General features: G+C 68.6%; 16 protein-coding genes. 3 read left to right on the plus strand and 13 right to left on the minus strand.

Features of this window, described 5'->3' with window-relative positions:
* Nucleotides 1–24: 24 nt before the first annotated feature.
* Both OG876_RS42285 and OG876_RS42290 read right to left on the minus strand, forming a co-directional pair.
* The gene (locus OG876_RS42285; protein ID WP_328522373.1) at nt 25–930 is read right to left on the minus strand and encodes a ComEA family DNA-binding protein; all 906 of its coding nucleotides are present in this window, start codon (nt 928–930) and stop codon (nt 25–27) included.
* A gap of 240 nt (nt 931–1,170) precedes the next feature.
* Complete coding sequence (locus OG876_RS42290; protein ID WP_328522374.1) at nt 1,171–2,013, minus strand: DegV family protein; 843 nt, start codon at nt 2,011–2,013, stop codon at nt 1,171–1,173.
* Between the two features lie 104 nt (nt 2,014–2,117).
* On the opposite strand from OG876_RS42290, the gene OG876_RS42295 reads away from it, so the two are divergent.
* Nucleotides 2,118–2,639 carry a pyridoxamine 5'-phosphate oxidase family protein gene (locus OG876_RS42295; RefSeq protein ID WP_328522375.1) on the plus strand — a complete coding sequence of 174 codons (522 nt, stop codon included), beginning with the start codon at nt 2,118–2,120 and terminating at the stop codon, nt 2,637–2,639.
* 719 nt (nt 2,640–3,358) lie between these two features.
* On the opposite strand, the gene OG876_RS42300 is transcribed toward OG876_RS42295, so the two are convergent.
* From OG876_RS42300 to OG876_RS42340, 9 genes are all read right to left on the minus strand, one after another.
* Nucleotides 3,359–5,920 carry an ATP-binding protein gene (locus OG876_RS42300; protein ID WP_328522376.1) on the minus strand — a complete coding sequence of 854 codons (2,562 nt, stop codon included), beginning with the start codon at nt 5,918–5,920 and terminating at the stop codon, nt 3,359–3,361.
* A gap of 192 nt (nt 5,921–6,112) precedes the next feature.
* A complete protein-coding gene (locus OG876_RS42305; RefSeq protein WP_328522377.1) occupies nt 6,113–6,319 on the minus strand; it encodes a hypothetical protein in 207 nt (68 codons plus the stop codon).
* A gap of 100 nt (nt 6,320–6,419) precedes the next feature.
* Nucleotides 6,420–6,839 (minus strand): YjbQ family protein, encoded by a 420-nt coding sequence (locus tag OG876_RS42310; protein ID WP_328522378.1) that lies wholly within the window; start codon nt 6,837–6,839, stop codon nt 6,420–6,422.
* Between the two features lie 19 nt (nt 6,840–6,858).
* The gene (gene leuS, locus OG876_RS42315; protein ID WP_442914064.1) at nt 6,859–9,339 is read right to left on the minus strand and encodes a leucine--tRNA ligase; all 2,481 of its coding nucleotides are present in this window, start codon (nt 9,337–9,339) and stop codon (nt 6,859–6,861) included.
* Between the two features lie 238 nt (nt 9,340–9,577).
* Entirely contained in the window at nt 9,578–10,546 is a 969-nt protein-coding gene (locus OG876_RS42320; protein WP_328522379.1) for an AraC family transcriptional regulator, read from the minus strand.
* On the minus strand, nt 10,543–11,310 hold the full coding sequence (locus OG876_RS42325; protein WP_328522380.1) for a phytanoyl-CoA dioxygenase family protein: 768 nt from the start codon (nt 11,308–11,310) through the stop codon (nt 10,543–10,545). Before OG876_RS42325 ends, OG876_RS42320 begins: the two co-directional genes overlap by 4 nt.
* A gap of 97 nt (nt 11,311–11,407) precedes the next feature.
* Nucleotides 11,408–13,066: a GMC oxidoreductase gene (locus OG876_RS42330; protein WP_328522381.1), complete on the minus strand. Its 1,659-nt coding sequence runs from the start codon at nt 13,064–13,066 to the stop codon at nt 11,408–11,410.
* The gene (locus OG876_RS42335; RefSeq protein WP_328522382.1) at nt 13,066–13,620 is read right to left on the minus strand and encodes a hypothetical protein; all 555 of its coding nucleotides are present in this window, start codon (nt 13,618–13,620) and stop codon (nt 13,066–13,068) included. Before OG876_RS42335 ends, OG876_RS42330 begins: the two co-directional genes overlap by 1 nt.
* Before the next feature lie 75 nt (nt 13,621–13,695).
* Nucleotides 13,696–14,616, minus strand: coding sequence for an endonuclease/exonuclease/phosphatase family protein (locus OG876_RS42340; protein ID WP_328522383.1), 921 nt, complete (start codon nt 14,614–14,616; stop codon nt 13,696–13,698).
* 187 nt (nt 14,617–14,803) lie between these two features.
* Here OG876_RS42340 and OG876_RS42345 point away from each other — a divergent pair, with 187 nt between their 5' ends.
* Both OG876_RS42345 and OG876_RS42350 read left to right on the plus strand, forming a co-directional pair.
* The gene (locus tag OG876_RS42345) at nt 14,804–15,463 is read left to right on the plus strand and encodes a hypothetical protein (RefSeq protein WP_328522384.1); all 660 of its coding nucleotides are present in this window, start codon (nt 14,804–14,806) and stop codon (nt 15,461–15,463) included.
* Between the two features lie 75 nt (nt 15,464–15,538).
* The gene (locus OG876_RS42350) at nt 15,539–16,087 is read left to right on the plus strand and encodes a dihydrofolate reductase family protein (RefSeq protein ID WP_328522385.1); all 549 of its coding nucleotides are present in this window, start codon (nt 15,539–15,541) and stop codon (nt 16,085–16,087) included.
* Here the strand turns inward: OG876_RS42350 and OG876_RS42355 are convergent.
* Nucleotides 16,084–17,097: an ABC transporter substrate-binding protein gene (locus OG876_RS42355; protein ID WP_328522386.1), complete on the minus strand. Its 1,014-nt coding sequence runs from the start codon at nt 17,095–17,097 to the stop codon at nt 16,084–16,086. The two genes, OG876_RS42350 and OG876_RS42355, sit on opposite strands and share 4 nt — an antisense overlap.
* 26 nt (nt 17,098–17,123) lie before the next feature.
* Nucleotides 17,124–19,406 carry a glycoside hydrolase family 95 protein gene (locus OG876_RS42360; protein WP_328522387.1) on the minus strand — a complete coding sequence of 761 codons (2,283 nt, stop codon included), beginning with the start codon at nt 19,404–19,406 and terminating at the stop codon, nt 17,124–17,126.

Below are 19,406 nucleotides of genomic sequence, written 5' to 3' on the forward strand. Positions count from 1 at the left end.
TTGGCTTGCGGGGTTGGTGGGGGGTCAGATGCGGACATGGGGTTTTAGGGATTCGAATTTCTTGGGGCCTACGCCGGGGACCTCTTGGAGTTGGTCGATGGTGGTGAAGGGGCCGTTCTGGGTGCGGTAGTCGAGGATTCGCTGGGCCAGGACGGGGCCTACGCCGGGGAGGGCGTCTAGTTGGTCGAGGGTTGCGGTGTTGAGGTTGACGGGCGAGTTGGGTGGTGCGGTGGGGGCGGATGAGGTGGTCGCGCCTGGTGCGGTGGTGGGTGGTGGCGGTGCGGGTTGGCCGACGATGATTTGCTCGCCGTCGGTGACTTGGCGGGCGAGGTTGAGGGTGGTGAGGTCGACGCCGGGGAGTGGGCCGCCGGCGAGGGTGAGTACGTCGGCGACGCGGGAGCCGGTCGGAGCATGGACCAGGCCGGGGCGGCGTACTTTGCCGGCGACGTCTACGACCACCACGCCTGCCGACTGGCCGGGGATGCCGGGTGAGCCTTGGGAGGGCTGAGCAGCACGTGTCGAAGGCTGGGCGGTTGGCTGGCCGGAGCCGGGTGTTGGTTGCGCTGCGCCGGGCGAGGGGGCGCTGGTTGAGGCACCTGGTTGGGTGACGGGTGAGCCTGTGGTGGCGGTGGATGGGCGGGTGTCGGGGAGAGTCTCCGGGCGGGCGCGGAAGACGGACCAGGCGGCCCAGGACAGTCCGATGGCCAGTACGGCGGCCAGGACCATGACGTGCCGTGGGGACAGGGTCCAGCGGGCGTCTCGTAGTCGCTCGGGTCGGACCGATTCGGGGATCCATCCACCTCGCACCTCCTCATCACGCTCCTCCAGGTGTTCGTCGGGTGCGTGCTCCGGTGGGCGGGCGCTGAGACGTGCCAGCGCACGCTCACGCGCGCCCGGGGCGGGCGCTGGAGCACGACGGAAGACCTTCACGCCAGAGAAAGTACGAGTCTGTAGGCCTGCTGGAACGACGATTTCGAAGGTGTGGAAAACCCCGCCCGCGCCTGCAGCGCAGGCGGGGCGGGAGACTGAGGTCGTGCGGGGAGGGCGAGCTGGCGGCGGGCCGAGCTCGCCGGGGCAGGCCGACGTCGGGTGGGCGGAGGTGGCGGCGGCCGGGTGAGGCTGGCCGGGTGGGCTGCCGGGGTGGGGCAGGCCGAGGGTGGGCCGGGTCGGTTAGCGGGGGGCTATTACTACGGCTAGGAGGCCGGGGCCTACGTGGGCTCCTATTACGGCGCCTACTTCTCGGAGGACTATTTCTTCGGCTTGGGGGAGGCGGTCGGCCAGGCCGTCCGCCAGGGTTTGGGCTTTCTCGAGGTTGGCCAGGTGGTGGACGGCTACCTGGACGGGATTGTCGCCGGCGCGTTGGACGGCTATGTCGGCGAGGCGGGCGATGGCCCGGGAGGAGGTGCGGACCTTCTCGAGGGGGACGATGCGGCCGCCGCTGATGGTGAGGAGGGGCTTGACGGCGAGCGCCGTGCCCAGCAGCGCCTGGGCGGCGCCGATGCGGCCGCCGCGGCGCAGGTACTCCAGCGTGTCGACGTAGAAGTAGGCCGAGATCGACTTCATCCGGGCGCGGGCCGCGGCCTCGACGCTGGCCTGGTCCTCCCCCGCGGCGGCTGCGGCCGCCGCTGCGAGCACCGGGAACCCGAGGCCCATGCCGAGCGAGCGGGAATCGACCACGCGGACCGGGATCGGCGACTCCTTGGCCCCGATCATGGCGGCCTCGAACGTGCCGGACATATCACCGGAGAGGTGGATCGATACCACAGCCTCAGCCCCGTCCTTGGCGCACTGCATGTATGCGTCGGCGAACGTGTGCGGGGACGGGCGGCTGGTCGAGACCGGCGTGAAGGTCTTCAAAGCCTCGGCAACGGCGTCGGCCGAGGTGGCGCCGTCGTCGTACGACGTCCCGCCGATGACGACCTGGAGTGGTACGACGGTTAGCGGGTGGCGAAGCACCTCATGCGTGGACAAGCCAGCCGTGGAGTCGGTGACGACGTGCACGCGGGCTGACATGCAGCGAGGTTACCGGACAGTTTAGATCGTGTCTCCCGGTCCCACGTCGCCGCGCGCCAGGCGTGGGACGGGCTTTGTCGGCGCACGATGCCAGACTGCGGAGGATGAAGGAGACAGCGGCCGAAGTCAGCACGTTGCAGGAGCTTCTGGATCAGGCGTACGAGCGTTCGACGGAGCATCTGCGCAATATCATCACGGACCCGCGCCGGCTGGACGCCGACGACCTGGTGCGGGTTCTGACCGGCATGTGCACGCTCAATCTGGCCACGGTCACCGCTCGGTGCGAGCCGCGGATCAGTGCGGTCGACGGGCACTTCCTGCATGCCCGGTGGGTGTTCACGACGTCGGGCTCGGCGGCCAAAGCGCGGCACCTCAAGGCCAGACCAGCGGCCAGCCTCTCGTACGTCGACGGCGAGCGGATCGGCGTGTTCAGTCACGGCGAAGTGGATTTCCTGACACCGGAGCACCCGGACTTCGCGGAGATCGAGGCACATCTCACCAACCACTACGGCAGCTCTCCGTCGAGCTGGGGTGACGACATCGTCTACTGCCGTCTCCAACCAAGCTGGATGGTCGGCTACGCCTTCGACAAGGCAGCGGTTCTCCACGACGTGCAAAAGAACTAGAACATAAGAACCAGCGAGGTGAAGGCCTACCCCACCGCGGCCTTCACCTCGCTCTCGCAGTGCTGACTCCCCCTCGGCGTCAGCCCACTGTCGTCCCCACGTACGTCAGCGGACCGCCCCCCGCCCGTCAGCGTGCGACTTCCTCATGGCGCCGGAGTGCTGGCTCCCCCTTCTTGCCAGCTCGGCCGGCGTGGCTGTGTCAGGTCCCCGGCGAGCTACTCCCCGTACCGGTCCTGTGTGGACCGGCCTGACCGCGAGCTCGTCGAGGTCCCGGGAGGCCCCCAGCGGCCAACCCGCCGGCGGGTGACCAAACCCGCCGGTTTCCCCGTGTCAGCCGGGCTCCGGCACTCGTCCCCTGTGTCGTGTGCCTGGCCCGTTGCTGGGACCCCGCCCCGGGTGTGGTGCCCTGACGGCGCACGGCACCCGGTTCAGGCAGGACAGATCCGCATTCGGCAGCACCCCGGAGCTCTCGACAGCCGATCGGCGCCCCCACCGCCCGGCCGCCGGATGCCCTCCGCGTCGCCTTCCCCAAGCTTGACGGGAGTCCGGCGCTGCACCATGGCCTCATGATGGTTCACCGCCCTTTCCCCTGCCCGCACTGCCCGGCGTCGGTCTCTGCTTCGTGGAACCTGTCCTACGGCTGTAATTCTTGGTCCGGCAGCCATGTCAGGACGAGGCAGAAGAACCGGCAGTTACCCGGCAGCTTCAGCGGATGCGCGTCACAAAAGGGCGGCGAGTACGTCGTTCGCCAGCCGCTGGACCGCGGCCGCGGGATCAGGCTCCGGCCACCCATCGGCGACGGACGCACTGTCGCAGGACTCCTGCAGGACCGCCCACGCGGTCGGCAGCATCGGCGGGTCCATCGACCGCTGCCACGCCAGTAGCTGGCCGCACAACGAGTCACCCGCGTCCGCACGCCCGAGCGCGTGCAGCACGGCGACGGCCTCAGGCAGTACTTCGAGCAGATAGACAACCCGGCCTTCGACCAGCAGCCGGTTGACCGCATCCCGGATGCACACCCGGGCCTGCTCCACCTCACCGGCGTCACGGGCCAGACGTGACCGATAGAGCATCACCAGGTAGTCGAAGTACCCGCGGTGTCCGCGGATGTCGGCGTCTGCCTCGTCGAGCAGCGCCCGCGCCTCGTCGTACCGGCCGGCCTGGTATTCGACCATGGCCAGACAGCCGGCCACCTTGGTGCGCTCCGGATCGTCTGAGGCCTGACTGTCCCGGGCAAGCAACGCAAAGCGCCGCGCCTCGGCCAGGTTGCCCAGCTCGAGCTCCACGCGGCTGAGCGCCATGTACGCGATCTCGTCCGGATAGACGCCCGGGTTGACCAGTGCGGCCTCCCAAGCGAGCAAGAGCTCTTTGGCCTCGGTCAACCGGCCCCAACGCAGCAGAGCGAGCCCACAGGTGGCCTGCACCGTCGCGGCCCGCTGCACGTCGCCATGCTTACGAGCGTCCTCCACCAGCGCTGGGATCTCGGCCAGGATCTGGGCATCCAGCAGATGCGAGCCGGACGACACCCAACCGCTCCGTGCGAGCAACCCCATCTCGGTCTCGCCAGGGATCAGAACCCGTGCCTCGCCGTAGTTCCGGCGAGCGCCACGGATGTCACCGGTCAGGCTGGACAGCCGCCCGGCGATCGCGCGCAGTCTGCCGCTGACTTCCTGGTCCGCCACGTTGTCGGCGCACAAAGTCGCCCAGCGGATCCCGCTCTCGGCCACGCTCGCCTGGTACTGCCACGCGATCCGGAAGCCCAGCACGATCCGTGCGGCCACATCCCACTGCCCGAGCTCGGCCGCCCGCTCCAGCGCCACCTCGAACACAGCGGAGTTGGCATGCGCCGCCCGATACCGCCGATCCCGGTCCGGCGACGACCACGCGCCCTCCAGCCCGGACACGTACGTCGAACACCACGCGACCGCCCGGTCCCGGAAGTCGATCAGGTCATCGCCTTGCGACGACAGACCGGCGTACGCGTGCTCCCGGATCGTCTCCAGCAGCTTGTAGCGAGCGCCGTACAGCTGCTCGAACTCGTTCACCGGCTGCAGCAGCGACTTCTCCACCAGCTCGGCCAGCAGCATCGGTACGTCGGCCGCGTCGATCGGATCGCCCGTGCACACCCCGGCCACCGCGTCGAGCGTGAACGGCGAACCGAGCACCGACGTCCGGTAGAGCAGCTGCCGCGCCGCATCGGACAGCGCGTCGACACTCCACGCGATCGTGTCGGCCAGCGTCCGCTGGTGCGGCGCACCGAACCGCCGTGGCCCGGACAGCAAGCGGAACCTGTCGTCCAGCGCGGTCAGTATCGTCTCCACCGACAGCGACCCGGCCCGCGCGGCCGCCAGCTCGAGCGCCAGTGGCAGTCCGTCCAACCGCTGGCACAGGCGAGCCACCGTGGACGCGTTCTCCGGCGTCAGGACGAACCCGGGCCGCACCCGCCCCACCCGCCGGCAGAACATCTCCACCGCCGGACTGGCCACGATCTCGTCGAAGTCCTTGTCGTTCCCCGGTACGCCGAGCACCTGCACCCGGCGAACCACTTCGTCCGGCAGGCCGAGCGGGATCCGCGACGTGACCAGTACGCCGATGCCCGGGAAGCTGCGGACCATCCGGTTCGCGACCGTCGCGACCCCGTCGAGCACATGCTCGGCGTTGTCCTCCACGATCACCAGGTCCCCCGGCTTGCGCCCGGACAGTACGTCGTCCAGGTCCGACGTGCCCGGCGCGGTGCCGAAGGCGTCCAGGATGGCCGACGGTACGGCGGCATCGCGCTGGACCGTCGTGAGGTCGACGACGACCACCGTCGTGTCGACGCCCGAGAACCGGTCGGCCGCGGCCAGCGCAAGCTCGGTCTTGCCGACACCACCCGGACCGACGAGCGTGACGAGTCGGTTCTGGCGCAGCAGCGTCTCCAGCTCGAGGAGCTCCTGCTCACGGCCGACGAGACCATCAGGGATCGGCCTGGTGCCGCGCCAGCGCAAACCCGTCGGCGCGGGATCGGCGACCGAGACGACCGGTCGTGCGACACCGTGCCCGGCCGCGGCGAGGAAGCGATCAGTATCAGCGCTCTGCAGTCCGAGCGCGGACGCGAGCAGCCGGACCGAGTCCTTCCGGGGGCGCGCCACCCGCCCGGCCTCGATCTCGCGGATGGACCGCACGCTCAACCCGGCGCGGTCGGCCAGCTCCTCCTGGGACAGACCCGTCTGGACCCTCAGGTCGAGCAGGAGATCGGCGAAGCTCCGCCGACCGTCAGCCCGGCCACCCGCGTCCGACACAGCCCGTCACCCCTCTTGAGGCCTCACGTTCCTGTCACAACATAGCGTGACAGCGGCCCGCGCGCGGGGCGGAACCGAGGCGCGGGATGCGGCCTGGATCACACCAAATTGTTGATTGAGGCAACAAGTTGATTCAGGATGAAATAGCTGAAAGGGCAGAAACCCAGCCCGGTGTGGACTTTGCCAAAGGCTTCAAGCCGTCGCCTGAACCGAGATGGATTCATTTTCACCGGTGTAGAGAGAAAGCACCCCGGTCCAGTCGTCGATCCGTGCGCGGGTGTCCGCGCGACCGGAATCGGCATTCAGCACGCTGCCGTCACAAATGCCGCGGGTGGCGCGGATCAGGAGTTCGGTGCCGAGTCCCGCCCACTGGGCCCGAAGGGTGTCAAGCGCTGCCATGCAGGCAATTCAAGCGGAGTCGTGTTTCGCAAACGTAACGCGATCCGCAACATCACGATAAGTCACCGAGGTCCGCAAAGATGAGTTACCCGGTAGTCCGTTAACCGGGAAGCCAGGAAAGGCGGACCTGCCGGCGCGGATTGTCCACATTGGTGTCGACCAGGCAGATCGACTGCCAGGTGCCGAGCATCATCCGCCCGTCGAGCACCGGAACCGAGGCGTACGGCGGGATCAGCGCGGGCAGCACGTGGTCACGCCCGTGCCCCGGCGAGCCGTGCCGGTGCCGCCAGCCGAAGTCGGGCGGCAGCAACTGCTCGAGCACCGCGAGCAGGTCGGTGTCGCTGCCGGCTCCGGTCTCGAGGATCGCGATCCCGGCCGTGGCGTGCGGGACGAACAGGTGCAGCAGTCCGTCGCCCTGGGCCTGATGGGCCTCGGAGGCAACGAACTGCTCGCACATGCTCGTCAGGTCGAAGACGACCTCGGTACCGCCGGTGGTGACATCGATGAGCTCAGAGCGCATCTGAGCAGCGTAGTCCTGTCTAGGCCGGGACGATGTTGACCAGCTTCGGCGCACGGACGATGACCTTGCGGGTGCCGCGGCCGTCCAGGGCCTTCTGGACCGCCTCGGACGCCAGCGCCAGCTGCTCCAGGTCGGCGTCGGAGATGTCCGGCGAGACCTCCAGCCGGTCCTTCACCTTGCCGGCGATCTGGACCACGCAGGTGACCGTGTCCTGGACCAGCAGGGCCGGGTCGACCTTCGGCCAGCCGGCCTTCGCGACCGTCGGCTCGTGGCCCAGCTCCTCCCACATCTCCTCGGCCGTGTACGGCGCGACCAGGCTCAGCAGGACGGCCACCGTCTCGACCGCCTCGCGGACGGCCGGGTCGGCCGCGCCCGGGCCGGCGTCGATCGCCTTCCGGGTCGCGTTCACCAGCTCCATGATCCGGGCCACCATCACGTTGAACCGCATCGAGTCGATCAGCTCGGCGGCGTCCGCCACCGTCCGGTGGGTGATCTTGCGCAGCGCGACGTCACCGGTCGACGGGTCCGAACCGACCGGCGCCTCGACCGATCCCGCCAGCCGCCAGGCCCGCTGCAGGAACTTCAGCGAGCCGCCCGGCGACATGTCGGCCCAGTCGATGTCGTCCGACGGCGGACCGGCGAACACCATCGTCAGCCGGACCGCGTCGACGCCGTACTCGTCGAGCTGGTCGCCCAGGTTCACACCGTTGCCCAGCGACTTGCTCATCGCCTTGCCCTGGTTGATCACCTGGCCCTGGTTCAGCAGCCGGGTGAACGGCTCGACCACGGTCAGCAGGCCCATGTCGTGCAGCGCCTTGACGAAGAACCGCGCGTACAGGAGATGCAGTACGGCGTGTTCCTTGCCGCCGACGTACTGGTACACCGACATCCAGCGCTCGGCCGCGGCCGGGTCGAACGGGCCTTCGACGAACTCCGGCGACAGGTAGCGCAGGAAGTACCAGGACGAGTCGACGAAGGTGTCCATCGTGTCCGTGTCGCGCTCGGCCTTGCCACCGCACTTCGGGCAGTCGACCTCGACCCACTCGCGGTCGGCCGCCAGCGGCGAGACACCCTTCGGCTGCAGGTCCGCGCCGCGCAGGTCGGGCAGCTCCATCGGCAGCTGGTCGTCCGGGACCGGCACCTCGCCACAGGACGGGCAGTGGATGATCGGGATCGGGCAGCCCCAGTACCGCTGCCGGCTCAGCAGCCAGTCGCGCAGCCGGTAGTTGATCGTCCGCTCGCCCAGCCCCTTGCCTTCCAGCCAGTCGATGATCCGCGACTTGGCGTCGGCGACGTCCAGCCCGTCCAGGCTGATCTCGTCGTTGGCGCTGTTGATGGCCGGGCCTTCACCCGTGTACGCCTTACCGTCGAAGTCCGCCGAAGGCTCGACGGTCCGCACGATCGGCAGCTCGAACTTCTCCGCGAACTCCCAGTCCCGGGTGTCCTGGCCGGGGACCGCCATGATCGCGCCGGTGCCGTAGTCGGCCAGCACGTAGTCGGCCGCCCAGATCGGGATCCGCTGCCCGGTCACCGGGTTGATCGCGTACGAGCCCAGGAAGACGCCGGTCTTGTCCCGCTCGGTGCTCAGCCGCTCGATCTCGGTGGTCGCCTTCACGGCGGCCAGGTACTCGTCGAAGGCGGCCTGCTGGTCCGGCGTGACCAGTTCAGCGGCCAGCTTGGCGTCCGGCGCGACCACCATGAAGGTGGCGCCGAACAGCGTGTCCGGACGGGTGGTGAAGACCTTGATCGGCTCGTCGCGGCCCTCGACCTGGAAGTTCGCGAACGCGCCCTCGGACCGGCCGATCCAGTTGCGCTGCATCAGCAGGATCTCTTCCGGCCACTGCAGCAGCTCCATGTCGTCCAGCAGCCGCTGGGCGTACTCCGTGGTCTTGAAGTACCACTGGGTCAGCTCGCGCTTGGTGACCTCGTGCCCGCACCGCTCGCACCGGCCCTGGATGACCTGCTCGTTGGCCAGCACGGTCTGGTCGTGCGGGCACCAGTTCACGTACGACGCCTTGCGGTAAGCCAGCCCGCGCTCGTAGAACCGCAGGAACAGCCACTGCGTCCACCGGTAGTACTCCGGGTCGGACGTGTGCAGCCGGCGGGACCAGTCGAAGCTGATCGCGTACCGGCGGATCGACTCCGCCTGGGTCTCGATGTTGGCGTAGGTGAACGTGGCCGGGTGCTCGTTGCGCTTGATCGCCGCGTTCTCGGCGGGCAGCCCGAAGGAGTCCCAGCCGATCGGGTTCAGGACGTCGTACCCCTGCTGGAACCAGTAGCGCGACAGCACGTCGTGCAGCGCGAACACCTCGGCGTGCCCCATGTGCAGGTCGCCGGAGGGGTAGGAGAACATCGTGAGCGCGTAGCGCCGCTCGGCCGTGCCGTCGTCACGCGCCTTGAACGGGTCCAGCTTCTCCCAGACCGGGCGCCACTTGGCCTGCATGGCGTTGAAGTCGTATCCACCCCGGTCGATCGGGGCGTCATCCACCTGCTCGCTCACGGTACTACTCCCGCATTCGTGTGTTGTTGAGCCTAATGTGCCAGAAGGCGGCTCAGGACATGAAAAAGCCCCTCGCGCAGGAGGGGCTGCCGCACTGACCGGCGCATCGACGCCTCGATGCCAGTACGGCTAACTAAGGAGCAGGCTCACTCGCATACGCCGAGGATACCACCGCCCCGTCAGGACCAACGGGCGGTCAGGCCGTCCTCCGCACGGACAGCACCGAGCATGTGTCGTTCTAAACGAACTCAGTGCCGCCGGTACGCCGGTGCTCCCCCGGTGTGCGCCCGTAGTGTCGCCGGAACGCGGTGGAGAACGGGCGTACGTCGGAATAGCCGCAGGACCGGGCTACCTCGGTCACGGTGACGGCGGGATCTAGTAAGAGCTGTGCGGCGAGTTCCAGCCGCAGCCGGCGCAGGGTCGACATGATCGACGCGCCGGTCTGCTGCTGGAACAGGCGCTCGGCGTGGCGTTCGGACAGGTGTGCCACTGCCGCGACGTCCCGGACGGTGATCGGTCGGGACAGGTTGTCGCGGAGGTGCCGCTGCATAGCCTCGACGACCAAAGGACCGCGGTCACGCCGGACGGGGTCTACCGCGAGGTCCTCGCCGAGGGCGAAGGTGCGGGCGGTCTCGAGCACCAGTGCGGAGCCGAGCGCCGCCAGTGCGGTGGTGTAGCCGGACACCGGCGCGGCCGCTTCGGCGGCGAGCGCGGTGATGAGTGCCGGCAAGGAGCCTGCCCGGTCTGACACGACCGGCCCGTCGGGCCGGGTGAGCCCGGACCACCAGCCGGGGAGATCGGGGGCGACCGCTGGCCGCCGGTCAGGGCCGGGTGCGGTGGCCGCCGGCCGCACACTCTCCCCCGCCCGGCTGCCGGACGCGGCCGGGCGGAAGGTGAAGCCCCAGAAGGCGATGCCCAGTGGGGCTGTCCTGCTGGACTCGATCTCGTGGACGTCGCCGGGTCGCGCAAGGAAAACTGCGCCCGGCTGGACGTCGTATTGCGTTGAGCCGTTGTTGAAGCGGCCCTCGCCGGAGTACGCGAGGCAGACCTCGTGGAACGAGTGGCTGTGCCAGTAGTTGCGCCAGTAGTCCGGCCGGTAATGACCCCAGCTGAGGAAGTCCGCGCGGAAACCGTCGACCTCGCAGGACTCCAGCAGTCCCGCGAGGTCGACGAAACGATCCGCCGCAGCGACGTCCGCGAGGGTCAAACAGCGCTCCTACCCGTCGGGTCGACTCCTCGCAGCATCATGCCCTGCCCGAGCGACCAGTCGTGCGTCTTCACCATCGGCGGGTCCGCCGGGTCGCGGTACTGGATCAGCCAGGTCGTCCGGGCCTCGTCGCTCACGTTCACCCCGGACCCGTGCACGGTCAGATAGGTGAAGAAGAGTACGTCGCCCGCCTCGGCCGGCTGCGGTGTCGCGGTGTCGAACGGTACGTCGGTCAGGTGGTACGAGCCCTCCGGGTCATGCTCCCGCGGACCGTCCTTGTGGCTGCCCGGGATCACCCGGACGCAGCCCTTCTCGACCGGCGCGTCGTCGAAGTGGAAGATCGCCGCACCGACCCGGTGGTACGTGTGCGGGAAGAACGGGTGGTCCTGGTGCAGCGGGAACGGCGAACCGTTCTCCGGCGGCTTCACGAACAGCTTGGTGTGGTGCAGCTGCACGTTGTCGACACCCATCACCGCGGCGGCCACGTCGGTGAAGCGCGGGTCCACCAGCAGCTTGGCGAACTCGGCGTCGTAGAACTGCGCGTCATGCAGATGCTGCAGCCGGGTCGCGCCGTCGGCCAGCCCCATCGCCGACTTCCAGGTGGGGTCGTCGTGACGGTTCAGCTGCGCCAGCAGGTCGTGGCTGCGCTGCCGGTAGTACGCCGCTTCGTCCTTGCTGAGCAGGCCTTTCACCAGCACGAAACCCTCGTCGGCGTACTGCCGAGCCAGGGACGACAACTCGGGCTTGTCAGAGGTGATCGTCATCTCGAAGTTCCTCCTGATCGGGTCCTTCGAGCGTAGGAAAATCAGCGCCCGGACGGCAGGACCGGGCCGGACGCCGATGTTCGTCAAACGGACATGGTTACAGCCCGAGCTGTCCCAAGCGCACGCTGATCCGTGGATCGGTGGACACCACCGGGGCACTCGAGTGCACCCATGGATCGCCGCCGAAGTACGTCGTGAAGATGTTCTCGGCCGTCCGCGTCGCCAGCGCCTGGGACGTCAGCGTCGGGTTCGGACCGCCGAGACCGTTGGACAGCGCGGAGTTGTCGGCGATGAACAGCCCCTTCACCGCGCGCGTCTCGCCGCGCGGGTCGACGACGGAGTTGCGCTCCGACGAGCCCATCCGCATCGACGACTGGACGTGCAGGATCAGCGGCGCCCAGTCGATCCGGTGGACCTTCTTCGCGCCGGCGCCCCGAAGCAACTCGGCCGCCTTCCGCGCCATGAACTCGCGGTTCCGCAGCGTCCGCGCGGTCCGTCGGCGCTGCTTGAAGGTGACCTTCGGGATCGGCCCGTTCTCGTCTGCCGGCAGCGCCGACAGGGTGACCCGGTTCTGCGCCTCGACGTCGTCGTCGGTGATCACCAGCACGCTCAGCAGCCGATCCAGCCCGTGCGACAGGACCTCCTTCAGCTCCGGCCCCATCACACGCCCGGCCGGCCCGTCCCACGGCCCGGTCCGGCCGCGACCGTTCTTGTACTGTCCACGGATCCCGCTGTCGGACAGCGTCCCCGCGAAGGCGGCCAGCGCCGGTGGCAGGCCGACTTTCTCCAGACCGCCGTACGGCGGGTAGTCCAGCCGGGCGCTCGACCCGACACCCTTCGGGTTGCCGGTGTAGTCGTCGAAGACCCCGAACACCCAGTCGAAGAAGTGGTCGGTGTACCCGCGCCCGACCCACCCGTTCGGATTCGGCAGCCCGCTGTTCAGCCACAGCCGTGGGTTCTCCGTGCAGCCACCCGACATCACCACGACCCGGGCGTCTTCACGGTGCTCGACACCCGCCGAGCGCCAGGTGACACCGGTGGCCGTCAGCACACCGTGCCGCTTCTCGGCATGCACCTGGGTGACGAACGCGTCCGCGATCAGCTCGACCGGCTTGCCGCCGCGCGACCACACGTCCGCGGTCAGTGCCATCGGCACGTAGCTGTTGTCCGTCGAGCGCTTCGCGAATTGGTTGCGCGGGGCACCATTCGGCCGCATACAGCCTTGGAAGCAGTAGCTGCAGAACGTGCACCCGGTCGCCTTCGGATAAACGAGCAGGTCCGAGGCAGCCGTCTTTCCCGCCGTCCCGCCCGGCTGCAGGATCGCGTTCTCCTGCGGCCGGTACGCCGGCCGGTGCGTGGTCTTCGTGGTCTGCACCGGCAACCCGAGCGTCTCGGCGCCGCGGAAGAAGGTCTGCTCCTTGTGACCCATCGCCGCGGTCATCACCGGCATGGTCGCCTCGACCCATTCGAAGTACGGCACCATTTCCCCATAAGTAAAGGGAAAGCGGTGATCGACGTCGTACGCCGACTTGTCGGCGCCGTCGTACCCCTCGAAGACGCCGGGTACGCGCGCGGGTAGTTGCCGTAGAAGTGCTGCGTGGTGCCGCCGACGCCGGACAGCTGCCAGACGAACGAGTTCTGCGGCCACTCGCGGTACCAGGCCTGCTTGGACCGGTCGGACGGCCCCCAGCGCAGCGAGCTCCTTCGCCACCACCGGCCCGCCGCCGCCGGCTCCGATCACGATGACGTCGCGCATCAGTCGTGCACCTCCTGGCGCCCCTGGTAGTAGCCGATGAAGTCGTCCCAGCCCTCGACCGGGCCGTGCGGTTGGTAGCCGGTGTGGTTCCAGCCGACCGGCCGCTTCCGCAGCGTGCGGCTCACCTTGTCGTAGACGGCCGATTCGCCGTACGCCCCGAAGGTGGCGAACTCGATCAGCGCGCCACCAACGAACTTCAGCAGTCCGGACACCGAGGCCTTCAACGGCTCCGGGAACTGCACGTCGAGCAGTGCGACCAGATCCGCGTCGGTCCGCTCGATCAACTCGAACGCCTGCGCCTTCTCGGCGTACGACAGGCGGGCGAACGGCGACAGGTGCGGCCCGTTCACCGCGAGCGGGTTGACCTGCGTCGCCATCAAATTCAGCAGGCCGGCGATCGGGAACGACAGCGGCAGCGCCTCGTCACTCTGCAGGTACGCCGCCAGCGCCTGGTCGAGCGTGTGCACCTTGACCGGGAGTACGTCGAGGCCCGGCAACGCGATCCCCGAGTCCGCGAGGCCGAGCGGGTTACTCGTCGGTCTACTTCTCTCCACCGGTACGGCGCGTTGCTGTACGTTACGCCTGCTTTCAACTACAGGCGCAGAAGCGTCCGAAGAGACTGGATCGAGTCAGATCCGTAGCTCGGCGATGACCGGGCGGTGGTCGCTGCCGGTGGGCTTCATCACCCAGGCCTTGGTCGGCGTGACACCGCGCACCATGATGTGGTCGATCCGCGCCATCGGGAACTTGGCCGGCCAGGTGAACCCGAACCCTTGCCCGGCGGCCCCCTGAGCCGAGCGCAGTCCGGCGGTCAACGGGGCGAGGCTGCGGTCGTTCGCCGTACCGTTGAAGTCGCCCATCACGATCACGCCGGCCAGCTTCTCGTCGGCGATCTGCCGGCCCAGCGCCTTGATGGTGTCGTTGCGCTGGTTCGACGTGAAGCCGCTGGTGCCGACCCGCACCGACGCGAGGTGGGCGACGTACACCGCGACCTTGCCCTCCGGCGTGCTGACCTCGGCCCGCAGCGCGCGGGTCCACTTGAAGCCGACGTCGACGGACTCGCTCTGCGCCACCGGGTACTTCGACCACAGGGCGACCGTGTCCCGGGAGACCTCGTACGGATACTTCTTGGCGAACTCGGCCTTGTAGACCTTCATGTCCGCCGTGGTGATCTCCTCCAGCGCCATCACGTCCGCGTCGGCGGCGAGCAGGTCCTGGGCGGTCGTCTTCGGGTCCGGGTTGGCCGCGTCGACGTTGTGGGACAGGACCCGCAGGTCGTACGCGCCGCCACCACCCTTGCCGGGGATCAGCAGATCGCCGAACATCAGCCCCCACACCACCACGGGTACCAGCAGCGCGACGCCCGCGATGGCGGAACGTCGTACCACTGCGGCCACCGCGAGGATCGGTACGGCGACGCCGACCCAGGGCAGGAAGGTGTCGAGCAGGCTGCCCAGGTTGCCGACGGAGTTCGGGACGTAGCGGTGGAAGAGCAACGGGAGAGCGGTCAGGATCGCGAGGACGGCGATCAGCCAGCCGCGACGCCACATACTGCCCTTCCGAGGGCGTCGGGAGGCGCCGCGCCGAGGCGACGGCGTGCGGGTGGCGACTGCGGTCTGGCGGTCCGGCATGCAGTGATTGTTGCGGACACTTGGCCCGGACCAAAGTCCATGCCGGGTCGAACGGGCCGATTTCATCCGTCCGAAGGACCGATCGGACCGTAATGATGAGGATTCCGTGAGAGACCTGGTGCCGTCGTGGGCCAGCGCCGACAATGCCGGTATGCAGCCTGTGCAGACCGCTGAGCCGCTCGTCGTGAAGCGACATGGGCTCGGCACCACGAAGACCGTGCTGTACCTCGGCACGCTGGTGTTCAGCCTGATGGTGCTGCTCACGCTGGGCATCGTTGTGATCCAGCTCATCCGCGGCGCATCGATCCGCGAGCCGCTCGAGGCGGTCTGGCTGTCCTGGGGCGGCATGCCGCTGATCTTCGCGGTCGGACTGCCGATCCTGCTGCTGGTCGGCGCGATCACCGCCCTCGAGGAGCGCCGGGAGGCCGACGACGAGGACGTTCTGCTGACGGTCGACGACACCGGGATCTACCTCGGCGGCGAGCAGCCGCAGACCATCCCGTGGTCCGAGGTGCACGGCGTCTGCCGGGTCGAGCGGCACTTCGACAACGGCGACGGCGGCGAGTCCTGGCATCCGTATCTGATCGTTCTCCGGTACGACGACGACGCGTTGCCCCGCAGCTCGAAGGCGTGGGGCCCGTACCGCCCCTGGCCGGGCACCTTCGAGGTCCTCGGCCGCCCGCTCCCCTTCGACGAGCTGGCCGCGGCTGTCCGCCGATGTGCTCCAGGTGTCGAGGTCACCGACCGCGGCCACGTCCTCGACTGATCCCTCCCCGGGCTAGCGTCACAACCACGACCGCCGACCGTGGACTGTTCCCGGTCACGACGGAAGGACAGTGAGATGGCCAACCTGATCTATTCGGCGATCACCTCCCTCGACGGGTACGTCGAGGATGCCGACGGAGGGTTCGAGTGGGCGGCACCGGACGAGGAGGTGCACGCGTTCGTCAACGAGCTGGAGCGTCCGATCGCGACGTACCTGTACGGCCGGCGGATGTACGACACGATGGTCTACTGGGAGACCGCCACCAACAGCTCCGATGTGGCCCGGGAGTACGCCGAGATCTGGCGAGGGGCCGAGAAGGTCGTGTACTCACGAACACTGCCGGCGGTGACGAGCGCCAGGACACGCATCTGGCGCACCTTCGAACCCGATGCGATCCAGCGGCTGAAGGAGTCCTCGGCCTCCGATCTGAGCATCGGCGGCGCCGACCTCGCCGGCCAGGCCCTGAACGCCGGCCTCGTCGACGAGTGCCACCTGTTCCTCGCCCCGATCATGGTCGGCGGCGGCAAACACGCCTTGCCGAACGCCCTCCAGCTGCGCCTGGAACTCCTCGACGAACGCCGCTTCACCAGCGGTTTCGTCCACCTCCACTACCGCATCCTCTAACCCTTCGGACCCAGCAACCTCTCCAGGTCGGTCAGGACGTCCATCGCGCCGAGCGGGCCGAGGCCGAGGAACCAGACCTCGTCGTCGACGCGCGCCACCTGGCCGTTCGTGACCGCCGGCAAGGCTTTCCAGAGGTTGCCGTTGACAACGGTGTTCTCGGCGGTGGTGTCCGGCTTGCCGTAGCTGGAGTAGAAGATCCAGTCGCCGACGGCCTGCCCGATGTTCTCCTGCGACACCTCGACCGCGAGATCCTGCACATCCTGGATCTTCGGCCGCGGCAGCCCGATGTCCTTCAGGATCACGCCGATGAACGACAGGTTGCCGTACAGCCGGATCTCGCCCGGCCGGAACCGCACCAGCGAGATCGTCGGCGACCCGTGCACCTTGGACTTCACGTCGTCGGCGCGCTTCTGGTAGTCGTTCAAGATCCCGGTGGCCTTGTCCTCCTCGCCGACCGAGTCCGCGACCAGCAGGAAGTTCTCCTTCCACGGGAACCCGGGCCGGATGCTGAAGACCGTCGGCGCGATCGCGCTGAGCTTGTCGTACAGATCGTTCGCCCGCAGCTTGCTGCCCAGAATCAGGTCCGGCTTCAACGCGGCGATCGCCTCGAGGTTCAGCTCGCTGATCCCGCCGACGGTCTTGATCCCCTGCGCCTTGTCGGCCAGGTACGACGGAACACCGGCCTGACCGGCGGTCGTCGCCATCCCGACCGGCGTGATGCCGAGCGCGAGTACGTCGTCGAGCTCGCCGCTGTCCAGGACGACGACGCGCTCGGGCTTCTTCTCCAGCTTGGTCTCGCCCAGCGCGTGCTTCACCGTCCGCGGGAACTGCCCCGGCTGCGCGTCCGACCCGAGCTTGGCGGTCTCCTCGTCGGCAGTCTTGAACAACCGCCCGCCAGTCGCCACGTCCTTGTCACCGACCCCCGTGTCGGCACTCCCGGTGTCCTTGCCGCCACACCCCGCCAGGACCAGCAGGGCAGCCAGCACGCCAATTCCGATCAGCTTCTTCACAGCCGCTGACCCTACAACAACTTTGGTTAGGCATCCCTAACCAGGTCCAGCTGTTGCCCGGCCGTGAGCTCGACGGTCAGCTCCCCGTCCGGCAACGCGATCCGGTGCGTACCGGCCTGCGTCGCCCGCACCGTCGCCGCCGTCAGTACGCCGTCCCGCCAGCTCACGTCGAAGGTCAGGCCGCCGCGGGCACGCAGACCGTGGAACGAGCCGTCCGGCCAGTCAGCCGGCAAGGCCGGCAGCACGCGGATGACGTCGGTGTGGCTCTGCAACAGCAGTTCCGGAATGCAGCCGGTCATGCCGAAGTTCGCGTCGATCTGGAAGATGTCGCCGTCGCGGTGCAACAGGTTGTCCGAGACCAGTCGGCTCAGATAGTCCTGGATGACCGCCGACGCCTTCTCCGGCTCGAACAGCCGCGCCCAGAGCGCCACCAGCCAGGCCGCCGTCCATCCGCCGTTCGTCGCGCCCGCGGTCCGCAGCTCGAGCGAGGCACGGGCGGCCGCCGCCCAGTCCGGCGTACGTGTGGGATCGATCTCGGCGCCCGGGTAGAGACTGTACAGATGCGATTGGTGCCGGTGCTGCGGCTCGGAGGGCTGCCAGTCCGTCGGCCATTCGAGCAGCCGGCCGTCGGGCGTCGCACCGATCTTCGGCAGTCGCTCCCGTGCGGCCGCCGCCCGCGCGGCGAGGTCGGAGGTCATCCCCAAGACGCCTTCCGCTTCGGCCAGGTTGGCGAACAGCTCGCGGATCAGCCAGATGTCGTACGTCGAGGTCAGGTCGACGGACGCCTTCTCACCGGTCGGCAGGATGAAGTGGTGCTCGGGCGCGGTCGACGGGATGAACTGCAGCGTGCCGTCACCGTCTTCGACGAGCATCGACAGCACGAAGTCCGCTGCGCCCGCGATCAGTGGGTACGCACGGTCCCGCAGGAAGGCCACGTCCAGGCCGAAGCGGTAGTGCTCCATCAGGTGCGCGGTCAGCCAGACACCACAGGTCGCGCACATCGACCAGACGGGATCGTCGCCACCTTCACCCACCGGCCAGGTGGCGCGCCAGATGTCCGCGTTGTGGTGCGACACCCAGCCGGGAGCGTCGTACAGGATCCGCGCGGTCTCCGCACCCGACTCCGCCAAGCCTTCGAGGAGATCGGTGAGCGGGTCGAAGCACTCCCCCAGCCCGGTCAGGTCGGCGGGCCAGTAGTTCATCTGGGTGTTGATGTTGTTGGTCCAGTCACTGGCCCACATCGGCCGGCGGTCCTGGTTCCAGATGCCTTGCAGGTTGGCGGCCTGGGTCCCCGGCCGCGAGGACGCCATCAGCAGATAGCGACCGAAGTGGAACGTCAGGGCGACCAGGTCCGGATCGTTGCCGCCGGCAGCGACCGCCTTGATCCGCTCGTCGGTCGGCAGCTCCACCACCTCGCCCAGGTGCAGCTCGGCGCGTTCGTAGAGCCGCAGGTGATCTTCGAGGTGACGCTCCCGAAGCTTCTCGAGGGCAACCGCATCCAGCAGAGCGGTTGCCTCGCGCAACGCCACGCGCGGGTCGCGACCGGGCGGCACTGACCAGCCCTCGAAGGTGCTGGCCGCCGACACCAGAACGGTCAGACTGTTCGCGCCACGGACGGCGACGCCTGCTTCAGTCACCGACACACTGCCGCCGTCGTTCACCGCGCGGAGCGCGACACCGAAGCCGATGCCGCGCCCTTCCTCGTACCGGATCGGGTCCGGGCTCTGCCGGTACTCGATGGTGAGATCCGACGGCGCGTGCCCGACGACACCATAGGTGCCGTCGGCCACTTCCACGCGGACCGGATGCGCCCCGGCCAACCGCAGGTCGAGGTCGATCGCACCCGGCTGATCCGCGCTGATCGTCCACGCCATCACCTGGTCCGGTGCGGACACGTAGGTCTCGCGCCGGAACCGTACGCCGTCGCGGGTGTACTCGACGGCGACGATTCCGGTGCGGAGATCCAGACTCCTGCGGTACTCCTGTGGTTCCCCGGCCGAGCTGATCAAGAGGTCGGCGAGCGGCTGGTACGACTCGACCAGCGGACCCTGCAAGGCCCTGGTCCGCTCGGTCGCCGCCAGCCGATCACCATCCGCCAGCAGCAGCCGCCGTACGTCGGCCAGCACCGCCGGACCGTCCGTCACCTCGAGTTCGCGAGGACCGTCGCCCGACCAGACATCGTCGAGGTTGAGGGCGATCCGTTCCTCGCCGACCCGGCCGAACACCTTGGCACCGAGGTGACCGTTGCCCACCGGCAACGCCTCGAACCAGTCCGGCGCGGGCTGACGAAACCACAGTTCGTGCGACAT

The sequence above is a fragment of the Kribbella sp. NBC_00359 genome, from assembly GCF_036097425.1.
GTDB lineage: Bacteria > Actinomycetota > Actinomycetes > Propionibacteriales > Kribbellaceae > Kribbella.